Origin of the sequence: Streptomyces sp. NPDC017448, assembly GCF_044330565.1 — a bacterium.
Lineage (GTDB): Bacteria > Actinomycetota > Actinomycetes > Streptomycetales > Streptomycetaceae > Streptomyces.
In genome coordinates this window covers 81,125-101,671 of the sequence record NZ_JBIRLM010000018.1, presented here as the reverse complement: position 1 = coordinate 101,671, position 20,547 = coordinate 81,125, and the positions used below count along the sequence as shown (strand labels likewise).

The window sequence follows — 20,547 nt, the reverse complement described above, 5'->3', positions numbered from 1 at the left end:
GAGCGGGTGGTGATACCCCCGCTGCGCTCGCGTGCCCGGGGTCGCGCCCGGTGTCCGCGCGGCCCCGAACCGCCCGAACCGTCCTCGGCCCGCGGTGGGGCGGACCGAGGGCCGGGGAGCAGAGCGGCGGGCAGGTGCTCGGACGCCTCTGTCCTCCGGTCAGCCGGCGGACGTCTCCCGGAGTGACGGAGACGCGGTGAAGAGCTGCTGGAGCGCGGCCAGACCGCTGCCGTACAGCCCCTCCACGAGGGCCTGCGCGCCGGCGGATTCGACGGCGTCCTCCTCCGATTCGGCCGACCACTCGACGAACGCCTCGTCGGTGTCCACCACGGGAAGAACGCGCAGCGTGGAGACGCTGCGGCGGACGGGGAAGGGGTGCTCGACGAGTTCGTAGGTGAAACTACGAGCGGTGTCGTCGAGGGCAGTCAGACGCTCGACCACGGTGGTGGCCCCGTCGGCGAAGCGCAGGCGTCGCACAGCGCCGACCGTGGTGGCCCCGTCTCCTTCCAGAACGCTCGAATCGATGGCCGGGTGCCACTGAGGCAGGGTGTCGAAGGGGCGTACCACCTGCCATACCGCATCGACGGGTGCGGGGACGACGGCGCTGACGTAGGTGCGGGCCATGAATGCTCCTTCGGGAGGTGTGCGGATGAGGGGTGTGCGGATGGTGCACAGTCCCTGGGTTTCGGAGACGCGGGGGCGCCGCCGCGATGGGAGCCACCGGGCCGACGCGTGAGCCGGCGCACACGGGGCGGCGGTGTGGGGGAGATCAGACGCCGGCGGCTGCGAGCAGGCTCTGGGTGAGCGCGGCGAGGCGCTGTCGGTATGCGGTGGTGAGGGCGTCCGGTTCCGACGGCTGAGCCTCGTCTTCGCTGTGGAAGTAGGCACCGGTCGTCCCGGCGAGCTCGGATGCGTCCACGAGCCGCCGCGTGGCCGCCACCCCCTTCTCCAGGGGTTCCTGGGTCGGCATGCCGGACTTCCTCGTCATCGTCGTCGCCATGAAGGTCGCGGGATGGACGGCGTTCGCCGTGATACCCGAGGCGGCCAGTTCTTCCGCGAGGTCGACCGTATGGCTGATCAGGGCGAGCTTCGAGCGGCAGTAGGCGTCGGCCTGGGTGAAGTGCTGCTCGTGTTGCGGATCGTCGAAGTCGAGTAGTTGCTGGCCGACCGAGGCCACGTTGACGACGCGTGCGGCCGTCCCCTCGCGCAGGAGGGGCAACAGCTCGCGGGTGAGCAGTACCGGGGCCAGATAGTTGACGGCCAGGCGCAGCTCGTAGCCGTCCGCCGACGTCTCCCGCAGAGTGCTTCCCCCCTCGAAGCCCACACCCGCGTTGTTCACGAGGACATCGAGGCCACGGTGCCGGGCCCGGATGTCGGCCGCGAGCTGTTTCGTCGCGGCGAGGGACGACAAATCGGCGGTGAACGTCTCCCCGCCCGTGACCGCGGCCACCTGGGCCAGCCGCTGCGGGTTGCGGCCGTGCAGCAGCAGACGATGTCCGTCCGCCGCGAGATCCTCTGCCAGCGCCCGGCCGAGGCCGTCGGACGCGCCGGTGATCAGAATGGTTGCCACATGCAGCTTCTTTCCATGGGGGTGGGCGCCCGCGCACTGCGCGCGGGCACGATCGACAGGTGTCACCTTAAACCAACACCTGTTGGTTCGCCTATGTCGAGCACTCCCTGCCCAGGTCCCCGCTTGGGCACAGGTCCGGGGAGGAGGCGGGGTGGCGTCCTCCGCTGGCTACCATTGGACCGACTCCACGTCGGCGGACGCCGTTTTTCGCATACGGCAGGAGCGGCAAAGGGAGAGGAACGAACGTGGTAGCCCGACGTCCCGACGCCTACGCGTCGCAAGAGTCGCCCCAGGCAGGGGCCCGCAGTTGGACGCGTTCCGCCAGTCGGGGAGATCTGCGTCTGGAGGCGCTGCTCACCGCAGCGGAGACACTGTTGGCGGAGAAGCCGTTCGCGGAGATGTCTGTCGGGCAGGTCGCGGCCAAGGCGGGCATCTCGCGCCCGACCTTCTATTTCTACTTCGACACGAAGCACTCCCTGCTCGCCGCGCTCCTCGAACGGGTCATGCACGACAAGCTTGAGATTGCACTGCGGGGCTTCGGCACCACCGAGGCGGACCCGGCGCCCCAGCGTACGTTCGAGTCCAACTACACCGAGATCCTGGCTCTCTGGCGTGAACACGCTGCAGTGGTGCTGGCCGCGTCCGATGCCATGGCGTCGGACGCGGAACTGCAAGGCGTCTACACCGGTCTGCTCGAGTTGTTCATCAAACCGGCCACGGCGTGGATCGAACATGAACGCGCGACAGGCCGTGCCCCGGCGGGCACGCCTGCCGCCACGCTCGCCACCACTCTGGTCTGGATGAGCGAGCGCAATCTGTACGCAGCTCTCCTCGGCATGGAGCCCCGGGTTCCCGACGACCAGCGAGTCGCCGCACTCGCCGAGGTGTGGATCCGCAGCGTCTTCGGCGGCACGCCTCCCCCGACGGTCTCCTGAGGACGCTCTGCGGGCCGCGACGTGCTCGTGCGGCTGCGGCTGCGGCTGCGGCGACCACGTGTGCCCGTCTGCGGGTATGCCCCAACCCGATTCGTCGAGTGGATGGGCACCTGGCGACCGGCGGGCCCCGTCGCTTCCGCCTGCGCCTTCGCGACGGGCCGGCAGGATCACCGCCCAGGTGTGTGTCCCTCCGTTCGCCGACCGTGCGTCGGTCCGGAAACGGACCGTGCCGGATCCGGGATCAGAATTCGGGGAGCTTGCCCGTGTTCGCCCAATGCTCCATCACCGGCTTGGCGGCGGGGTGGGCCAGTTCCAGTCTGATTCCGGTCCCGTCGTACGCGGTGATGACCGCGATCGGATCGGAGTCGGCGTCCATGCGTATCACTGCGTCCATGTCGAAGCCCTGGGAAGCGAGCCTTGCGATTCGGGATTTCATGTCGGCTTCCCAGCAGGCGTAGTACATCAAAGTGCCTGCGCGAGCAGGGCCGAACACGCCGTCACCGACGGCTTCGATGAGTTCGACGTACGGCTCGCGGGTACGGGATATCGCCTGGCGCTGCCGGAACGACGTATGGACCGTGTCCCCCTCCTCCTGGTGCGGGGATTCGGTCCAGGCCGCGGCGGTGAAGGGCACTTCGAGCACCCTGGCGCATTGCTGGATCGCTGCATCGATGTCCGGGACGACCATGCCCACGTGGTAATAGGACTCGGGCAGAGGCCCGTTGAGCCCCGCGCGCTCGGCTTCCGCGGTCATCCGGTCCTTCAGCGCCGACGCCACATAGCAGATGCGGGTTCCGCAGAGATCCGGCTCCGTGAGGATCATGTCAGGGGGCGAGTCCGGCGCAGTGGCGTACGTCGCGGCGATCCCGACACCCTCCGCGCCGAGCTTCCGCAAGCGCTCCGCGGTGTCGGTCTCCCACCAGCCCCAGTAAGCGAGCGAACCCACCTGGTCCCGGCTGACCACACTCCCCGGCCCGTCCACGGCCTCTATGAGGACGAAGTAGGGCTCCTGGGTGAGCGAAGCACTCATCCGCAACGTTGCCTGTGTGTTCTCGCCGGATATCCGGGCGATCGGGAAGGAGTATTCTTGGGCACTTCCGATGGAGATCCCGAAGACCTCCCCGAACCTGTCTGCCGATTTTTCGATGTTCTCCACAATCAAAGCGGTGTGAGAAAACGAGGAGGGCAACCCCCCGGCTGCTTCGTTGATCATCTCGGACATGATGTCGCCTTCTTCTCGAAGTGAATGAGGCCATGGCGGTTCGACGCGAGTCGGCTCCATGGCCGGGCAGCGTGTCAGTACGTCGAAGTTCCGGACGCGGGGGGACTCCCGTGCAGGCTGGTGCTTGTTCCTGGGTCGGCGCCCCAGGACGTTCGCGTCGAACGCGGCGGAAGTGCGGGGGCGAGCCCCGCCGACCTCGCACGTCCACACGTGAGAACCTGGAGCTGCGCCTCCGGGAGGAAAATCTGCCCCGCCTCCCCCTTCCAGCCCCGTCCGTACGGAGGAGGCGGTGGCACTCCCCCGAGCAGAGGAGCGGCAGGCGGTGACGGCGGCCCCGGGTGAACGTGCGCGGGTCAGGTCATCGGAGGATGGCTGTCGTGAACGTGCCGAGACGAGACCGGGGCGTTTGAAGGTGCTCCGGCTTCCGGCCCCGACGGCGAAAGCCGGAGCGGGCGCTCCGTCAGGCGGTCATCGCCCGTTGGGTGTCTTCGCGGATGAGGTCCAGGTTGAGACCTGCCGCCGCCCGCAGCCCGCCGGCGGCGGAGCCGATGACGGTCTCGGTGACGCTGGTGACATTGCCCGCAGCGAAGACGCCGGCCACGGCGGTCGCGCCCTGCGGGTCCGCGGCAACGTAGCCCCCTGCCACCTGCCCGAACATCTCCCAGTCCGTAACCGCCAGACCCAACTCGGACAGCCCTGTGACGCGTGCGGTGAAGCGAGGTGCGACCACGAGGTGGGTGAGATCCACGCGCCGGCCGTCCGCAAGAAGGGCCCCGACCAACCTGTCGCCCACCACGTCCAACGCCGATACCTCTCCTTCCACCACCTGAACGGAGCGAGCGGCCAGGCGTGCCCGCGCGTGGGCGTCCAGTTCAGGCCCCGTGTGCGCGAACAGGGTGACCCGGTCGCTCCACTGGCTCCACAGCAACGCCTGTTCCACTCCCGCCGGCCCCGTCGCAAGGACGCCGATGGGCTGTTCACGAACCTCCCAGCCGTGGCAGTAGGGGCAGTGCAAGACCTCGCGGGCCCAACGTTCGGCGATGCCGGGGACGTCGGGCAGCTCGTCCACGAGTCCCGTGGCCAGGAGCAGCCTGCGTGCGCGTACGACGTCGCCGCTGTCGAGGGCGAGGATGAAATGGGTGCCTGTTTCCCGCTTCGCGGAGACGACCGACCCCGAGACCTTCCGTACCCCGAAGCGTGAGACCTCGCGCTCTGCGAGGCTCAGGAAATCGTGCGGCGCGATGCCCTCGTGACCCAGATAGTTGTGGATCGCTCGTGCGGGCGCGTTGCGCTGCTGTCCTGCGTCGACGATCAGCACGGAGCGCCGGGCCCGCCCGAGCGTGAGTGCTGCGTTGAGCCCGGCCGCGCCCCCGCCGATGATGACGGCGTCATACGCGAAGTGTTCGTCGGTCATGGTGAGTCCTTTCGTTCGGTTGATGATCGTGTGGTCGGGCCGCGGGGGTTTCCAAGGCGTCTTGCCGGAGCGGCAAGATGTGAGGGTGAAGAACGAAGAGATGGGCAGCATCCTGGTCGCGGTCGGTGAGCGGCTGCGCGCGCTTCGGCATGAGCGCCGCGCCACTCTGGACGACATCAGCGACATCAGTGGCATCTCCCCGAGCACGCTCTCGCGGCTCGAATCAGGGCAACGCAAGTACACCCTCGATCTGCTGCTGCCGCTCGCGGCCGCGTACAACGTCCCGCTGGACGAACTGGTGGGCGCACCGCCGACGGGGGATCCGCGGATCCATCTGCGTCCGGCTTCCCTGCGGCAGGGGGGCCGGACGGTCATCCCACTGGTGCGCCACTACGGAGGACCACACGCGCACAAACACGTTCTGCCGGTGGACCCGCGCGCTGCGGACGCACCCGAACTGAACACTCACCAGGGTTTCAACTGGATCTACGTGCTGTACGGACGGCTACGCATCACCGCGGGCTCGGCGGAACTCGTACTCAAAGCGGGGGAAGCTGCCGAGTTCGACACAAGCCTCCCGCATGCCTTCAGTAACGCGGGTGACCAGCCCGCCGAGTTCCTGAGTCTGTTCGGGGCCCAAGGAGAGCGCATGCGCGTTCTGGACTGGAAAGGGGTCGAGACGGACTCCGCACACGACTGACAGCGGGCGGGGAAGCGACGTACGCGGGGCAGAAGCCGGGAATCACGTACGCGCGACCGCCGTGCCACGCCCCGGGTGCCCGCCTGCTCCGCATCCGCCTGTGGCGAGGTCATCCCACACCCGCCCCGGCCTGCCTGTATCCCGCGCGCAAGGACGTCGACCAGTACGTACAGCGAATCCCGGTGGGAGCGCCGACGCTGACGCACCTACGGGCGCGGCGGCACTGAGCCTGAACGATCGTCCTTCCTGGCCGCTTTCGCGGAAGTTGAAGCGCTGCGCTACAGCTCGAACGAACTGCTGGGCTTCATGGCCTGGCTGCGGGTCGATTCTCCCGACGCCGCCACGAGGAAGGCCGACCCGGTGGTGACCGAGGCGTGGGACGTCATCTGCGCAACCGACTCGCCCCCGACGGCCTTGCTGTGAGTCCGCTGCTGCGGTGCCGGGTCATTCCGATGCAGGGCCCTCAGGACCTGGCGCGGGGCTTCGACGAGGTGCGCGAACGGGACTGGCTGTGGGAGGCGCGGGGCCGCGTTCCCGACTGAGGGCCAGGGTCTCCGGCCGGGCGAATGGGCGGCCCCGGAATCCCGGTACACAGGACAGCGAACCCGCGGTCGTGAAGACGGTTCCGTGAGCCTCCCCGGCCATGGGGGATGACGGGGAACAGGCGCGTGGCACAGCGACTGAGGCGGGATGAAAACACCCATGAACCGGGGCCGCCTCCGTCGAGGACTGTGTCGCGGACCGGTGCGGTTACTGTGCCTCACCCGGTCCCCGGTTCATCCTGTCCACCGCTTGCTTTGCCTCCAGCAGGTCGGCACCGGTGATCGTCCGGTACTTCCTGATCGCGGCGATGTCCTGTCCCTGCCGCATCAGCGCCGTCACTTCGGCGAGCCGGGGATCGTCATCCCGCACCTGCCAATGCTCCAGCAAGAGGTCGAGCTTGCGTTCGAGGTGGCGGATTCGCCTGTCCAGCCGGCCCATCCTGCTCTCCACCGCTGCGGTAGTCACGATGCCGACCAGGATGACGGCGAGAAGAACTGTTATGTCCACGGGCTTTCCCAATCATCGGTGGCGCACGCGCCGCAGTCGTCGGCAAGTGAGGAGCGCTTGGCGCGTCCAGGGTCCCACCAGCCCATCGAGGGGACATATCCACGGTGGCCGGAGCAGTGCTCACCTTCAGCTCGCATTCAACCCACCGCTGCTCTCCACGAGTGGCGTTCACGGAAGGGTAGGGGGGCAGGTGGGCGGCCGGCTTCAGCGGGAGTCGTTCGTGGGCGTCGAGCTGGGAGTCGCCAGTCCGCAGTCGTATGCGAGGACGACGGCCTGCACGCGGTCACGCAGACGGAACTTGTCCAGGATGTGGGCGACGTGGGTCTTCACGGTCGTCTCGCCGATGCTCAGTTCACGCGCGATCTCCGCGTTCGACAGCCCGCGGGCCAGAGCCCGCAGTACGTCCAGCTCGCGCGCTGTCAGGGCGTCGAGCCGCGGCGGCACGGCGGGTGAGGTGTCCGACGGCATGTTGGCGAACCGGTCCAGGAGCCGACGTGTGACGCGTGGAGCGAGCACGGCGTCGCCGGTGGCCACCGTGCGGATCGCCTCCACCAGGGAATCGGCAGGCCCGTCCTTCACCAGGAACCCGCTGGCTCCTGCCCTCAGCGCGTCGACCACGTGCGCGTCCAGATCGAAGGTGGTGAGCATGATGACACGGCTGGACGGATTGCTCCGGATGATCAGCTCAGTGGCCTCGACACCATCCATGTGTGGCATCCGGATGTCCATGAGGACGACGTCGGGAGCCGTCCGCCCGGTCTCCGCGACCGCTTCCCGGCCGTCGGATGCCTCCGCCACGACCTCGATGTCCCCTTCCGCCTCCAGGATGAGCCGAAAACCGGTCCGGATCATGGGCTGGTCGTCAGCCAGCAGAACGCTGATGGGCGGCATGCGGTTCGGTTCCCTTCATCGGGATGCTCTTCGGGGTCAGGGCAGGGTCCAGGACGGCATGGACACAGTAGCCTCCACCCGGCCGTACGCCGGTGTGCAAGCTGCCGCCCACCGCTGCGATGCGTTCGCGCATGCCGACCAGGCCGTAGCCGGTCCCATATGCGGGCGCCGCAGGGCCTTGGGCAGGTGCGGTGCCGACCGGGCCGTCGTCACAGACGCGGATCGTGAGGCGTTCCGAACCGTCCTCCCAAGCGACCCTCACGCGCGCCCGGGTCCGGCCGGCGTGCTTCATCGTGTTCGTCAGTGCCTCCTGGACGACACGGTAGGCCGTCAAATGGGTTCCGGCCGGCAGGGCGACCGGTGTGCCCGTCACCCGGTAGTCGACGTCCAGGCCGGTGGCACGTACCGATTCGATCAGTGAGGGGAGGGCGTCCACGGTCGGCTGCGGCGGTTCCTTGGAAGGGTCCGCCTCGGCCTCCTCGTCGGTACGCAGAACGTCCAGGAGCCGACGCAACTCCGTGACCGTGTCCCGACCGGTCTGTTCGACCGCCGCATGCAATTCGTGGGCCTTCTCGGGGGTGCGGTCCTGCACCCGGTCGGCGGCGATGGTCTGCACGACCATGAGGCTCACGTTGTGGGCGACGATGTCATGCAGTTCCCGGGCGATACGGGCCCGTTCGTGCATCACCGCCGCGCGGGCGTTGGCGGCCTGCTCACGCTCCAGCGCGGCCGCTCGCTCCACTGCCTCATCCCTGATCGCGCCCCGCGCCCTGGCCAGGCGGCCGAGAGCCCAGGCCGCGAGCAGGAGGACAGCCACGGTCAGGAAAGCGGCGATCCGGTGCCCTCCGGGCGCGAGGAGCGCTTCCACCAGGGAGTCGAGCGGGATGAACACCGCTGCCACGGCGGTGGTGACCCAGGGCCCGCGACGCATGGCCGTGAGGAACACCGCCGTGGCCACGGCCAGGTAGGTCGGGCCGATCGACGTGCCTTCCGGTCCTGCGAGCTGCGGGACGTACGACAGCCCCTGCAGCGTGCTCGCAGCCGCCGCCGTCACGAGCAGGCAAGCCAGTGGAAGCCTGCGGTGCACCGCCAGGGGCAACGCTGTCAGCAGCACGAGGACGAGCCACTGGGTGTCGGGGGACCGCAGGGACTGGCCGCCCGCCGGGATCACCTCGGGCAGCAGGAGGCAGCCCCCTGCGGCCAGGACGGCCAGCCCCATGTCGGTCAGTGCGGCCGGCAGGCCGCGCCCCACCAGGGACCTCATCGCTTTCATGCGTCAACACTAGATCGACTTGTCGCTCGTACCGCCGTCCCCGAGGTGGAGCCGTCCACCACACCCTCCTCCCTGCTGCCCCCTCCTGGAGGAGGAGGACCACGGGTCGTTCCCCGAGAGCAGCCCGGTTCGCTCCTCCTGGGGACCGAACCCTCCACCCGCCTCCGCCGACGGGAGGAGGCGCGGATTCGACGTGAGGGCGGAGGACCGGAGGCCTGCCCGCCGATGGACTGGAGGCACCACTCACCGCATCACCCAGCGAGGACCCCATGCTCGGAGCACGCAGCCGGAAGACACCGGCTCTCCCCCCTGCCCCCACGACCGGCAGCGCCGTACGACTGACTCAGGTGACCAAGCGCTACGGTCACGGGGAGTCGGCCGCCGTAGCGCTCCACGACGTCAGCATCGGGATACCCACCGGCACCTTCAGTGCTGTCATGGGCCCGTCCGGCTCAGGCAAGAGCACCTTCCTGCAGTGTGCAGCAGGTCTCGACCGGCCCACGTCCGGGATCGTGCAGCTCAATGGCCAGGACCTGGCCGAACTCGACGAGACCCGGTTGACCGAGTACCGCAGGACCCGTATCGGGTTCGTCTTCCAGGCGTTCAACCTGCTGCCCGCCCTCACGGTCGAGCAGAACATCACCCTGCCCCTGAGACTGGCCGGAACCGCTGCCGACAGCGCCTCGGTCCAAAGCATCACGAAGGGGGTCGGCCTTTCCGGCCTGCTGCGCCGCCGTCCCTCCGAGCTCTCCGGAGGCCAGCAGCAGCGGGTGGCCATCGCCCGTGCCCTGATCACCCGGCCCGAAGTGATCTTCGCCGACGAACCCACCGGTGCGCTGGACCCCGACACCGCCCTGGAGGTTCTGCACCTCCTCCGACAGGCGGTGACCGACCTGCATCAGACAGTGGTCATGGTCACCCATGACCCGGTCGCGGCGCACCACACCGACCAGGTCGTCTTCCTTTCCAACGGGCGGGTGGCGCGCCGCATGGACTGCCCCACAGCGGACCTGGTCAAGCATGCGATGTCCGAGCTGCGGAGGACCCACTGATGCTGAGTCTCGCGCTCGCGACGCTCCGCGCCCGCAGGGGGGCCTTCGCCGCGAGTTTCGTCGCCCTGATGCTGGCCTCGGCGGTGATCAGCGCGTGCGGAGTGCTTCTCGAATCCGGCCTGCGCTCCGCGTTGCCGCCCGAGCGCTACGAGAAGGCGTCGGTGATCGTCGCCGGTGGGCAGAAGGCGGAACTCGACGTGAAGTCCGCAGACGGTTTCACCTACCGCAGCTCCCAGCCGCTGCCGGAACGGTTCCGGCTGCCCGCGTCCCTCGGTGATGACCTGGCAGCCGTGGACGGGGTCGCCTCCGTGGTGGCCGACCGGGGCGCTACGGTCCGGCTTCTGGACGGCGACCGTGCGGTGACCGGTCACAACGGTGCGTCGCCCCAGGTTCACAACTGGGAGGGCCTCGGCCTTGGTGGCTTCCGCCTGGCCGCCGGTCACAGGCCTCGCGGTGCCCAGGAGGTCGTACTGGATTCCGACCTTGCCGCCCGCAGTGGCCTCAAGGTCGGCTCGTCCGTCCGGCTCATGACGGTCTCCGCACCGGTCACTTTCGAGGTGGCCGGGCTGGTCACCTTGGACGGAGGCCGGACGCCCCGCCAGTCGGTACTGTTCGCAGCCGACGCCGCCCTCGACCGACTGATCCCCGCCACGGCCGACGGAGTGGACGCCTTCGGTGTCTTCACCACTCCAGGAACATCACGGTCCTCGGTCGCAGCAGCGATCGAACGCACCCTGACGGACAAGCACGGCGCCGTCTACACGGGAGGCGATCGCGGCCGGGCCGAGTTCGCCGACGTCGCCGTCGGCGCGGCCAACGTGGTCGACCTGGCGACCGCCATCGGCGGCAACGTCCTGCTGGTGGCCGTCTTCGTCGTGTGCGCCACCACCTCGCTGGCGATCCGCCACCGGCGTCGTGAGCTGGCGTTGTTGCGGGCGATCGGCACCACGCCACGTCAGATGTACGGCATGATCGCCTCGGAGTCGGCGGCAGCGGGTATGGTCGCGGGCGTCATCGCCTGTCCGCTGGGGGCCGGCGTCGTGTACTGGCTCAGTGCGCAGTTCGCCGGGCGCGGCATCGTTCCGCCCGACTTCAGGCCCGTGATCGGCCCGCTCCCGTTCCTGATCGCCGTCGCCTCGACCGTTGTGACCGCCGTGGCGGCTGCCTTCGTCGCCTCCCGGCGCGCAGCGCGTATCCGCCCCACCGAGGCGCTGGGTGAGTCCGCCGCCGAGCCCACCCGGCTCGGTCGGGGCCGTGCCGTCACCGGCGCCGTCCTGGTCGTTCTGTCCGTGGCCGTGTTCGGCCTGGGGATGGGCTACAGGGCCGACTTCCTGACCCTCGTCGGGCTCGCCAACTCCCTGGTCCTACTGCTCGCGATCACCGCAGCCGTACTCGGTCCGCCCCTGACCCGTACGGCGATCGGGCTGCTGGCACCGCTGCTCAGCCGGACCGGTGTCACCGGATGGCTCGCCGCGGTCAACTCGCGCAGTGGCGCGGCCCGGTTGGCCGGAGCCGTCACCCCACTCATCCTGGCGGTCTCCTTCGGCGCGACAGTCGTCTTCACCCAGACCACCCAGCTGAGTGAATCCGCCGATGAGATCCGTGCCGGTACTGTCGCCGACCACGTACTGACCGGTCCGACCGGAATATCTCCGCAACTTGCCTATAAGGCAGCCGAGTTGCGCGGAGTGGCAGCGGCGACGGGTCTGGTGCGGACCAAGGCCGTCGGCGTGGGCTCGCTGTTGGGAGAACAGGAGACCGTGTCACTGAGCGCTCAAGGGGTTCAGCCACGTGCTCTGACCGACACGCTCGACCTGGACGTACGCCAGGGTGACCTGTCCGCTCTGTCGCAGGAGACGGTGGCCATCAGCACGACAGCGGCCTCATGGCTGGGGTTGGACGTCGGCGCCCAAGCGCACTTGCGCTTGGGCGACGGGACGGCGTTCGAAGGCAAGGTGATCGCCGTCTATGGAAGGGGGTTCGGTTTCGCCGACCTCACCTTCGACCACGATCTGCTGCTCTCGCACACCACGGACCGAGTGGACCAGTCCGTCCTGGTGCGGTCGGCGCCCGGCGCCACGGGTATCGGTCGACAGCTCTCCGCCCTCGCACACGACTACCCGGGGACCACCGTCACCGGCGCCTTGGCGGCTGATGACCAGGTCGAGGAGCAGCGGGCGACGGCGTGGGTGAACTACCTGGTGGTCGGTTTGATCATCGCCTACACGGCCATCACCATCATCAACACCCAGGCGATGAACACCACAGCGCGCAGACGGGAGTTCGCTCTGCTCAGGCTGACCGGCACGAATCGCTCCCAGATGCTGGGCATGATGCGACGCGAGAGTCTGGCGGTGGTGGTCGTCGGCGCCGCTCTGGGCGTCCTGTTGTCCGTTCCACCGTTGGTCCTGGTGGCGACGGCGTTGACCGGTGGCCCGTGGCCGACCGTCCCGGTGTGGGGCTGGCTGGCTGTCCTGGGCTCCACGGCAGTGCTGAGCGTGGCGGGGACAATGCTTCCCACACGTTGGATGCTGCGGGCGCGTCCGGTGGACGCCATTGGTGTGAAGGAGTAGAGCGCGGCACGGGAGCGTGTGGTCCGAAACCGGTCCGGTTCACACGTCGCGCGTCCAACGGTGCTTCCGCGGCACAGGTCCGGCAGGAGGCCGAGCCGTCCGTGAGGTGACGTCCGACCGTCGCCGTGTGCCCGGATATCCCCAGCGGCCTCGGCGATTCCGATCACGGGTGCCGGCGAGTCCAGGGCGGGTGGCGATACGGACGAACGGAGGCGACGGGACTCGGACGCCAGGGGGGCGTGCCTCCTTCCGCCGAACCCATCGCCGTCGCCCGACGGCTGTGAGCTGACAACAGCTCACCCATTGTTCAAGAACTGCTCGTTCGGGCAACTCGCGGGCCTCGTGGCGCGAATGCTTCGTACTTTGTGGTCCGTCCGCATATTTGATCTTCCAAGCGCAGCAAGGCACAAAGGGATTCAGTATGGCGATCAAGCGTTCCGCACGTACCGTCTGGGACGGCGATCCGCCCGAGGGCAACGGCATCGCGAACCTTCGACTCGTCGGGCACAGGTGAGCAGCCGGTCTCGGGGCCCGTGCGCCGAGGAGGCAGGCGAACGGACGGACCGGTCCCGAGGAACTGATCGCCGCCGCCCACTCCAGTCGCCTCTCCATGGCCCTCTCGCGCGGCCTCACCGAAGCGGGCACGCCGCCCACCAGGCTCGTCACCTCGGCCGACGTGACGTTCCGACCGGGTAAGGGCATCACCGGTATCCATCTCGTCGTGGAGGGTTCTGTCGAAGGTGTCGACAACGACGCGTTCGTCACCACGGCCGAGGACGCGAAGGTGAATTGCCCGGTGAGCCAGGCACTGTCCGGCACGCCAGTCACGCTGTCGGCCATACCCATCTGATTCGATTCTCGTTCAGCACCGCCGTGCCTCCTTTCGAGAGGCACGGTGTTCTACGCCAGATGCGCAGTCACCGTGTGACCGGACCATTGCCGAGGTGGCGGTTCCAGGGCGCCGTTTCATTTGCTGCGTAGCCATAAGTGGTGACGAAAGAGTCATGGCTCAGGCCCCTCGGCCTCTCGGGCTCCACTGACCTGCGCATGGTAATTGCGTCATTCCGATACCGGAGCGGGCGGACTCGTCGCCCCGGCTCCCTTTCTCACAGGAGATACTTCATGCGATACACGCGGGGTGCGCGCGCACTCGCGCTCGGTGCGATTCTGGTTTCCGGAGCATGTGGTCTCACGGCTTGCTCACAGGACGACACGGAGACGAAGGCCGCCGCCACGGCCTCTTCCGAGGCCGGCAAGTCCGCCGATCAGAAATCCGATGCCGACAGGACGAGCACGTCACCCGACAGGAATTCTTCCACTGATGACGCTGGCAAGCCGGCTGATGGGGAATCGGCCGTCGGAGAGCCAGGCGGGTCGCCCGATCAGGGTGCCCCCGCCGAAGACGCGGGCAATCCGGCAGGGGACGACAGCGCCGCCCGCGACGACTTCGCGGCGGGACGGAGTCCTGCCGGTGTCGCAAGTGGCGTGAGCGGCTCCTTCACCAACGGGACGATCGAGTTCCTGGCACCGGGCAAGTACATCGTGAGCGCGAACGGGAAGGACCAGCAGTTCTTCGTCACGGACAGCACAGGCGTCTACGGTGCCGGCGTGCTGTGCGGCACGTACAGCACCAGGGCCACGACGCGGTGCTCCCTCGACGAACTGGAGAGGGGCACGAACAGCGGATCGGTTGCCGCGGACGTGGTTCTGAAAAGGGGCGTAGCCACACGTATCACCGAGCGGACGGCACCGGACGAGGGTCCGGCTGTCGACGATCAGTGATCGCCTGACTTCGCACAGGGTCGGCAGCGCCACCACCAGAGAGCAGCGGCGCCGTGCAATGCAGGTGCATTGCAGGGCGCCGCTGTTGCCGGAACCGTTCACGGCGGCTTGCCCCCTTGCGTGAAGGAGGGCAGGGGCGTGGCCGCGGAGGTGGCGTCTAGGTGTATTGATCACGCGCGTTGTTGACACGGGAGCCTTGATCAAAGGCGAAGACCTCCGGTGTGGTGGAGCTGTCTAGGAACGCACCACACGGAGGTCTTCGTGTCCCACCGTAATGCCCGGCTGACGGTCTTCGGGAGGCGTCTGCTGGTCGAACGAGTCACGTCCGGCCGTCCCGTCACCCATGTCGCTGCCGAGGTGGGCATTTCGCGGGCGACCACCCATACATGGGTTCGGCGGTGGCGGGCCGAAGGCGAGGCGGGCCTGGCCGACCGCTCCAGCAGGCCAAGGACGACGCCGCACCGCACTCCGGCCGCGATCGAGGCCCGCGTCTGCGATCTGCGCCGGTCGCGCAAGCTCGGACCCGCGCGGAGCGGCCCGGTTCTCGGCCTGCCCGCCTCGACCGTCCACCGGATTCTGGCTCGTCACGGGCTGAACGGTCTTGCCCCGGAACACGGGGGCGCGACGACCACGCAGGTGAAGTTCGGGCTCTTACCTGTGGTAATCAGTCCTGCACGTCAGGTGAGTATGCGTTGGAGCCATTGGAGCCGGGCGGTGCGTGCGTGGCGGGAGAGGGCAGCTGTGGGGGCGAAGAAGTCGAACCCGTGGAAGGCGCCGGGCCATACGTGGAGTTCGGCGTGGCCTCCGGCTGCCCAGATTCGGGTGGCGTAGGTGACGATTTCGTCGCGGAGCATCTCAACGGCGCCGACTTCGAGGTAGACCGGAGGCAGGCCCGAGAGGTCTTCGGCGCGGGCGGGTGCGGCATAGGCCGGCACATGGGCTGTGGCGCGGCGGTCGCCCAGTACGTGGTTCCATGCGGCCTCGTTCGTCGCGGGATTCCAGCCGCCCAGGTGGGCGAACTGGGTGGACGAGGGGGTGTTGTTGCGGTCATCGAGCATGGGGCAGACCAGCATGTGTCCCAGCGGGCGCAGGTCGAGGTGGTCGCGCAGGTACAGGGCCAGGCCGGCGGCCAGGGCTCCCCCGCCGCTGAGGCCCAGCAGGACGATCCGCTCGGGGTCGACACCGAGGTCTTGGGCGTGTGCGGTGAGCCAGGTCAAGCCGGTCAGGCAGTCTTCGAGTGCGGCGGGGTGGGGGTGCTCGGGTGCAAGCCGGTACTCGACGGAGACGACGGCGGCATCGAGTTCCGCGGCCAGCTGCAGAACGTAGTCGAGGTTCTGCCGGGCGTGGCCCATGACCATGCCCCCACCGTGCAGGTAGTACAGCACCGGCAGCCGCCCGGCCGCAGCCGCGGGCCGGCACACCAGCACGGGCACGTCCGGCCTGTCTGCGGGTACGTCCACCGAGGCCAGGTGCTCCTCGATCACGAAGGCGCCGTCGCCGCGCAGTGCTTCGAGGGTCGGGTCCGCCGCGCTCAGGCTGCGCTGTTTCTTGATGACGTCATGGGTGAGGGTGATACGCAGGGTGTCGAGGTCGACCCTGGAGGCGAGTTCGGCGTCGATCGGCGGTGTCATGGCAGGCATGGCTGATCCTCGGATGAAGGCAGGGGCGGGCAGAGGTGGCCATCATGAGCGGCATCCCGCACGGACAACGAAACTGCCTTGCTGCCTTGGCAAGGTCTGGGTTGAGTCCATCGACGCTGATATGCGCTACGAGACCGCCGAATTCTGAAACGGGCGGGGTCTGTGCGCGTGAGGCGGTCAAGTCGCCGGTCCGTCGAGCACCGGAACCCGGCCCCTGCGGTCGATGCCCTTACCGCGGGCCTCGTCGCCGACGTCCTTCAGGCCCAGAAACGCCGTACGTCCCCACTGAGTGATGCAGTTGACGGACACGCCACCGGCAGTGAGACGTTCGCCAAGTCGTGTGATCCTGTCCTGCAGCGCCCGTCGGCTCATCGGTTCTCCCGTGGTGCTCAGCAGCAGGCGCAGCTCATCCATCTCCGCTCCGCCACGATCCAGCCGGCCGGTTCCCTCGGCGGGGTGTCCCGGCAGATGACGTTCACGGCGTCCGCCAGTGGGAGGGGCACCGAGTCCGACCCCGCGGGGGCGAGCACCATCACCGACGAGATGATGCTGTGAGCCCCGAGTCGTTGCTCGAAGGCGTTGTTCCACCGCTGATCGGGCACGTCGAGGATGGTGAGGGGCGTTCCCAACCTGTGCAACAGAGAACTGTAGGCCTGTTCGATTCCCAGTTGTGACTCATCGTCGGGATCACGTGGTGGCTGCGCAGTGCACGGAGCAAGGCGGCCGTCAGTGGTCGCTGAAGCGAAAGCACGACATCGACCGGATACGTGATCGAATCGTCCGACTGGTCGATCCGGACGGACGAAGAGGTTGTAGGGAACTATTCAGCACGGGGCATGACGATGCCTTACGAGCTGGTGGCCGGTGTCGCCACCGTTGTCGGCTGCACGGTCGCACTGCGACACGGGACGAGCACCGCGCCCTACCGCTGGACGGTGCGGTGCGCCGACGGAGCGGCTCTCGCGGTCGCGCTGTGGATCGCCTACCGAGTCCAGTCGAACTTCGTCCTCCAGCCAGTCCTGGCCGCCTCCGCCGTCTTTGTCGTCATCGCGGGCGTGCTCGCGGGCTCCTGCTGTACGGGGACGGGTTCACCCGGCCCGAATCGGCGCCGCTCCCCGCGGCGAGTGAAGAGAGGCCCGTCCGGGCGACCCTGCTCGCGGGCGGAATCGGCGCGCTCGGGACTCTCTTCGCGGCGGCACTCGCCCTCCCCCAGTTCTGGTACGCCTCCTACTACCAACCGTCCAACGCCCCGCCCGTCGTCGCGGTCGAGAACGCCATTGAGGACGTCGAGAGGACCGGCGACCACATCGAGTTCAGCCTCTCAGTATCGGTCGAGAACAAGGGGAAGACGTCCATCAGAATGCTCACCTCCCTCTACGAGGTCCGTGGAACCCGTGTCACGGTCGGCCGGTCGCCCGTCGCTCCTGAGGAGCTGGACTACGGGAGGATCACCGGCGGGAACTACGGCGCTGCCGCCCGGGTCAACCCGTTCGCCGACTACGGCGCCCCGGAGACGATCCAGGTCAGCCCGGTCGGCGAGGACTACGCCTGGATCGGCCCCGACGAGAGGATTCACACGAGTCTCCGCGCCCAGGCACCTCTCGACCGCTTCGATCTGCTGCGCTTCACGGCGGACATCGCCGTCGCGCGGGCCGACCGCGTCGAGGTGGACGACTGGCCGCAGCCGAGCGGGCGGGCGCTGAGAACCTGCGACGGCACCCGGATCGCCGAGAGCCGCCGTCCTCTCGCCCGCCTCGGCGCCTTCAAGTGGCTGACCGAGAGCAGGCGGGAACTCGTCACGTTCTGGTCCGTGTCGGGCGAGGTGGGTGACGAATCGCCCTGGTGGCCGGCATTCCCGTGGACCGGTGTGTCGATCCAGCACGACGGGCACGACTGTGCCCACGCTCTGAAGCCCGATCACGACGGCCTTGAGGACCGCGCCATGGTGGGCTGGGCAAGCTCGGTGGCGGAGGCCGCCGTACCTCCGGAGCCCGACGCCCGGCCGTAGAGACGCGGGCACGGCAGGGCCGGAGGCCGCCGGACCCCGACTCCCCGCAGGGCCCTCCAGGGGCATGACGTCGAGGGGCCCGCACAGTCTGTCCGTCCGGCAGTGTGAGCTCTATGGTGGCCGGAGTCGATCCAGCCACCCGCCGGCCGGTGTGCGGACCGTTCACCTACCGGATCCTTGAGCTCTTTCAGAGTTGCCTCTCCAGCGTGAGGATGGCCTTGGCGATTGACGTCATGCGGTTGGGGCTGCACCGGGACCTGGGGAAGATCCGCCAGGACTTCAGGCTCGCGACACCGCGTTCCACGGGTGCTCGTGCTGCGGCCAGTGCCCGGTTGAGGGTCTTCTCGGGGGATGAGTTCCTGCAGTGGCTTGCGTTCGATGCCGGTCGTCAGCCACGGCCCGGCGCCTTGGGGCGCGAGATCGGCCAGGATGGGAACACCCTCGCGCTCGCAGATCCGGATGATCCGGTGGGTACGGGCGGCGGTCAGGTCGTGGGTACGGCCTGGCAGGGCAGGCGAGATCCACAGCAGCCGGCCGCCTGAGTCGGTGACGACCTGCACGTTCACGCCGTGGCGCCGGTGCTTGTGGGAGTAGTCGGCTTGGCCGTCGCCGACCCGGTCACACTCGGCGAGGGCACCGCCGAGCAGGACGAAGTCGGGGTCGTGCTCGCGCAGCGACTTGAGCAGACCTGGTGCTCGTTCGGCGAGCAGGTCGATAACCGCGTGGGTGTAGGCGTGGGCGGTGGACTCGCTGATCCCGAACCCGGCGGCGATCTTCGCCAGAGTGGTGTGCTCTCGTAGGTACACCAGTGCCACCATCGCCCGCTGAGACGGACGGAGCTTGCAGCGCCGGTCGTCCTCACGAGTGACAACCAGCATGGTGACCCACTCCACGAGCGCATGTGGCAGGTCGAGTGCGGCAGGATGGATAACCAACGAGGCCCCCAAGCAACGTGTTTGAGACGTCAAACATCTCGATCAACAGCTCGGGGCCTCGTCCGTTCTGATTCACGGTCCATCACCCGATCGGTGGCCAACTCGAAGAAGCCCAGTGGCGGGCGACCGTCAGGACGACGTCTCGCAGCGCCTGTCGGCGGGAGCCTTCAGCCCCAGCCTGATGGCGTGCCCCGCATTGACGCCGTACGCGATGTCCCGCAACAGGTTCCAGGCTTTGTGAAGCAGTGTCCGCATCAGGCATCTCCCTGAGTTGTGGCTCGGGTTCGAGCTACGGGAAGGCTCCTGACAAGAACTATACATACCTGTATAGCAACAAGCTGCTGACGGCGACTGTCCGCGTCAGCGGAGTTCGGCAAGTCGCGGTTCCGCGGTGCGCGCCGCGTCGGGGCCGTAGGCGCGTTCAATGCGCGCTGTCAGATCGGTCGGGGCCAGCTTGTACTCCTGGGTGCCGATCGCTTCGAGCACCGTGGTGGCCAGCGCGCAGCCCAGTCGCGCCGCCTGTTCCTGCGGCCACCCCCATGCCGTACCAGCGAGGAAGCCGGAGCGGAAGGCGTCCCCCGCCCCCGTGGGATCGGCGACCCGCTCCACGGGCACGGCCGGGATCCGCAGTGCGGGTGCGCCGCCACGGACCAGGGCGACCCCGTCCGCGCCCAAGGTCGTGATCCAGGTGCCGACGCGATCGAGGAGGTCGGCCTTGGACCATCCGGTGCGTTCGACGAGCAGTGCCTCCTCGTACTCGTTGGTGAACAGCCACCGCGCCCCGTCGACCAGTTGACGGGCCTGGTCGCGGTCGAGGCGGGCCAGCTGCTGCGAGGGATCGGCCGCCACCGGGATGCCGAGGCGGTGGGCGTTGGCGGTGTGTCGGAGCATGGCCTCAGGGTCGTCGGCGCCGATGAGCACCAGTTCGGGCCGGTCCGCGAGAGATGCCAGGTCGATCCGGCGGGCTTCGGCCATGGCACCGGCGTAGAAAGTGGCGATCTGGTTCTGGTCCTCGTCGGTGGTGCAGACGAACCGTGCGGTGTGCAGGGATTCGCTGACCCGGACGGCGGAGGTGTCCACGCCGTGCGACCGCAGCCAGGCGCCGTACTCCGCGAAGTCCGCTCCTGCTGCGCCGACGAGAGTCGGCTCCAGCCCCAACAGGCCCAGTCCGAAACAGATGTTGGCGCCGACGCCTCCCCGGCGCACCTCAAGGGCGTCGGCGAGGAACGACAGGGACACCCGCTCCAGCTGTTCCTTGATCAGCTGTTCGGAGAAGCGGCCGGGAAAGGTCAGCAGATGGTCGGTCGCGATGGACCCGGTGACGGCGATACGCATGGACGGCGCTCCTCGAAGCTATGGCCGGTGGTGGACGCGGCGCGGGAGGGAGAAGGCGGCGTTGGCCGGCGGGGGGGGGGCCCGGGGCGCCCCCCCCCCCCCGCCCCCCCCCCCGGGGGCCCCGGCCGGGGCCCACCCCCCGCCCCGACCGCCCCCCGCCCGGCGGG

18 protein-coding genes and 3 pseudogenes are annotated in these 20,547 nt (G+C 68.6%); 8 read left to right on the top strand and 13 right to left on the bottom strand.

The window, feature by feature from the left end; all coding sequences use genetic code 11:
- Positions 1–159 precede the first annotated feature (159 nt).
- Positions 160–624 (bottom strand): SRPBCC family protein, encoded by a 465-nt coding sequence (locus tag ACH4K1_RS25795; protein ID WP_398091857.1) that lies wholly within the window; start codon positions 622–624, stop codon positions 160–162.
- A gap of 145 nt (positions 625–769) precedes the next feature.
- Positions 770–1,570, bottom strand: a complete 801-nt coding sequence (locus ACH4K1_RS25790; RefSeq protein WP_398091854.1) for an SDR family NAD(P)-dependent oxidoreductase — start codon at positions 1,568–1,570, stop codon at positions 770–772.
- 245 nt (positions 1,571–1,815) lie between these two features.
- Here ACH4K1_RS25790 and ACH4K1_RS25785 point away from each other — a divergent pair, with 245 nt between their 5' ends.
- Complete coding sequence (locus ACH4K1_RS25785; RefSeq protein ID WP_398091852.1) at positions 1,816–2,505, top strand: TetR/AcrR family transcriptional regulator; 690 nt, start codon at positions 1,816–1,818, stop codon at positions 2,503–2,505.
- A gap of 241 nt (positions 2,506–2,746) precedes the next feature.
- On the opposite strand, the gene ACH4K1_RS25780 is transcribed toward ACH4K1_RS25785, so the two are convergent.
- On the bottom strand, positions 2,747–3,727 hold the full coding sequence (locus tag ACH4K1_RS25780; RefSeq protein ID WP_398091850.1) for a VOC family protein: 981 nt from the start codon (positions 3,725–3,727) through the stop codon (positions 2,747–2,749).
- Between the two features lie 460 nt (positions 3,728–4,187).
- On the bottom strand, positions 4,188–5,141 hold the full coding sequence (locus tag ACH4K1_RS25775; protein ID WP_398091848.1) for an NAD(P)/FAD-dependent oxidoreductase: 954 nt from the start codon (positions 5,139–5,141) through the stop codon (positions 4,188–4,190).
- A gap of 85 nt (positions 5,142–5,226) precedes the next feature.
- Between ACH4K1_RS25775 and ACH4K1_RS25770 the strand changes: the two genes are divergently transcribed.
- Complete coding sequence (locus ACH4K1_RS25770; RefSeq protein ID WP_398091846.1) at positions 5,227–5,841, top strand: helix-turn-helix domain-containing protein; 615 nt, start codon at positions 5,227–5,229, stop codon at positions 5,839–5,841.
- Between the two features lie 750 nt (positions 5,842–6,591).
- Here ACH4K1_RS25770 and ACH4K1_RS25765 read toward each other — a convergent pair.
- From ACH4K1_RS25765 to ACH4K1_RS25755, 3 genes are all read right to left on the bottom strand, one after another.
- Positions 6,592–6,891 carry a hypothetical protein gene (locus tag ACH4K1_RS25765; protein WP_398091844.1) on the bottom strand — a complete coding sequence of 100 codons (300 nt, stop codon included), beginning with the start codon at positions 6,889–6,891 and terminating at the stop codon, positions 6,592–6,594.
- 204 nt (positions 6,892–7,095) lie between these two features.
- Complete coding sequence (locus tag ACH4K1_RS25760) at positions 7,096–7,782, bottom strand: response regulator (RefSeq protein ID WP_398091842.1); 687 nt, start codon at positions 7,780–7,782, stop codon at positions 7,096–7,098.
- A complete protein-coding gene (locus ACH4K1_RS25755) occupies positions 7,754–9,055 on the bottom strand; it encodes a sensor histidine kinase (RefSeq protein ID WP_398091840.1) in 1,302 nt (433 codons plus the stop codon). The genes ACH4K1_RS25760 and ACH4K1_RS25755 overlap by 29 nt, the downstream gene beginning before the upstream one ends.
- A gap of 269 nt (positions 9,056–9,324) precedes the next feature.
- Here ACH4K1_RS25755 and ACH4K1_RS25750 point away from each other — a divergent pair, with 269 nt between their 5' ends.
- The 5 genes and pseudogenes from ACH4K1_RS25750 to ACH4K1_RS25730 all read left to right on the top strand — a co-directional run.
- Positions 9,325–10,107 (top strand): ABC transporter ATP-binding protein, encoded by a 783-nt coding sequence (locus ACH4K1_RS25750; RefSeq protein WP_398091838.1) that lies wholly within the window; start codon positions 9,325–9,327, stop codon positions 10,105–10,107.
- Positions 10,107–12,680 (top strand): FtsX-like permease family protein, encoded by a 2,574-nt coding sequence (locus ACH4K1_RS25745; RefSeq protein ID WP_398091836.1) that lies wholly within the window; start codon positions 10,107–10,109, stop codon positions 12,678–12,680. The genes ACH4K1_RS25750 and ACH4K1_RS25745 overlap by 1 nt, the downstream gene beginning before the upstream one ends.
- A 421-nt stretch (positions 12,681–13,101) precedes the next feature.
- Positions 13,102–13,530: pseudogene (locus ACH4K1_RS25740) on the top strand (OsmC family peroxiredoxin).
- Positions 13,531–13,802: 272 nt separating this feature from the next.
- The gene (locus ACH4K1_RS25735) at positions 13,803–14,462 is read left to right on the top strand and encodes a hypothetical protein (RefSeq protein WP_398091834.1); all 660 of its coding nucleotides are present in this window, start codon (positions 13,803–13,805) and stop codon (positions 14,460–14,462) included.
- A 261-nt stretch (positions 14,463–14,723) separates the two neighbouring features.
- Positions 14,724–15,065, top strand: a pseudogene (locus tag ACH4K1_RS25730) (leucine zipper domain-containing protein); the annotation flags it as partial.
- Positions 15,066–15,139: 74 nt separating this feature from the next.
- Here the strand turns inward: ACH4K1_RS25730 and ACH4K1_RS25725 are convergent.
- The 3 genes from ACH4K1_RS25725 to ACH4K1_RS25715 all read right to left on the bottom strand — a co-directional run bounded on the left by ACH4K1_RS25725 (position 15,140) and on the right by ACH4K1_RS25715 (position 16,740).
- A complete protein-coding gene (locus ACH4K1_RS25725; RefSeq protein WP_398091832.1) occupies positions 15,140–16,102 on the bottom strand; it encodes an alpha/beta hydrolase in 963 nt (320 codons plus the stop codon).
- 177 nt (positions 16,103–16,279) lie between these two features.
- Positions 16,280–16,516, bottom strand: coding sequence for a hypothetical protein (locus tag ACH4K1_RS25720; protein ID WP_398091830.1), 237 nt, complete (start codon positions 16,514–16,516; stop codon positions 16,280–16,282).
- Complete coding sequence (locus ACH4K1_RS25715; RefSeq protein WP_398091828.1) at positions 16,492–16,740, bottom strand: hypothetical protein; 249 nt, start codon at positions 16,738–16,740, stop codon at positions 16,492–16,494. Before ACH4K1_RS25715 ends, ACH4K1_RS25720 begins: the two co-directional genes overlap by 25 nt.
- 335 nt (positions 16,741–17,075) lie before the next feature.
- Between ACH4K1_RS25715 and ACH4K1_RS25710 the strand changes: the two genes are divergently transcribed.
- On the top strand, positions 17,076–18,110 hold the full coding sequence (locus ACH4K1_RS25710) for a hypothetical protein (RefSeq protein WP_398091826.1): 1,035 nt from the start codon (positions 17,076–17,078) through the stop codon (positions 18,108–18,110).
- A 187-nt stretch (positions 18,111–18,297) separates the two neighbouring features.
- Here ACH4K1_RS25710 and ACH4K1_RS25705 read toward each other — a convergent pair.
- The 3 genes and pseudogenes from ACH4K1_RS25705 to ACH4K1_RS25695 all read right to left on the bottom strand — a co-directional run bounded on the left by ACH4K1_RS25705 (position 18,298) and on the right by ACH4K1_RS25695 (position 20,380).
- Positions 18,298–19,045 (bottom strand): annotated as a pseudogene (locus ACH4K1_RS25705) (transposase family protein).
- A 129-nt stretch (positions 19,046–19,174) separates the two neighbouring features.
- Positions 19,175–19,300, bottom strand: a complete 126-nt coding sequence (locus tag ACH4K1_RS25700; RefSeq protein ID WP_398091824.1) for a hypothetical protein — start codon at positions 19,298–19,300, stop codon at positions 19,175–19,177.
- 105 nt (positions 19,301–19,405) lie between these two features.
- On the bottom strand, positions 19,406–20,380 hold the full coding sequence (locus tag ACH4K1_RS25695) for a carbohydrate kinase family protein (RefSeq protein WP_398091823.1): 975 nt from the start codon (positions 20,378–20,380) through the stop codon (positions 19,406–19,408).
- Between the last annotated feature and the right edge of the window lie 167 nt (positions 20,381–20,547).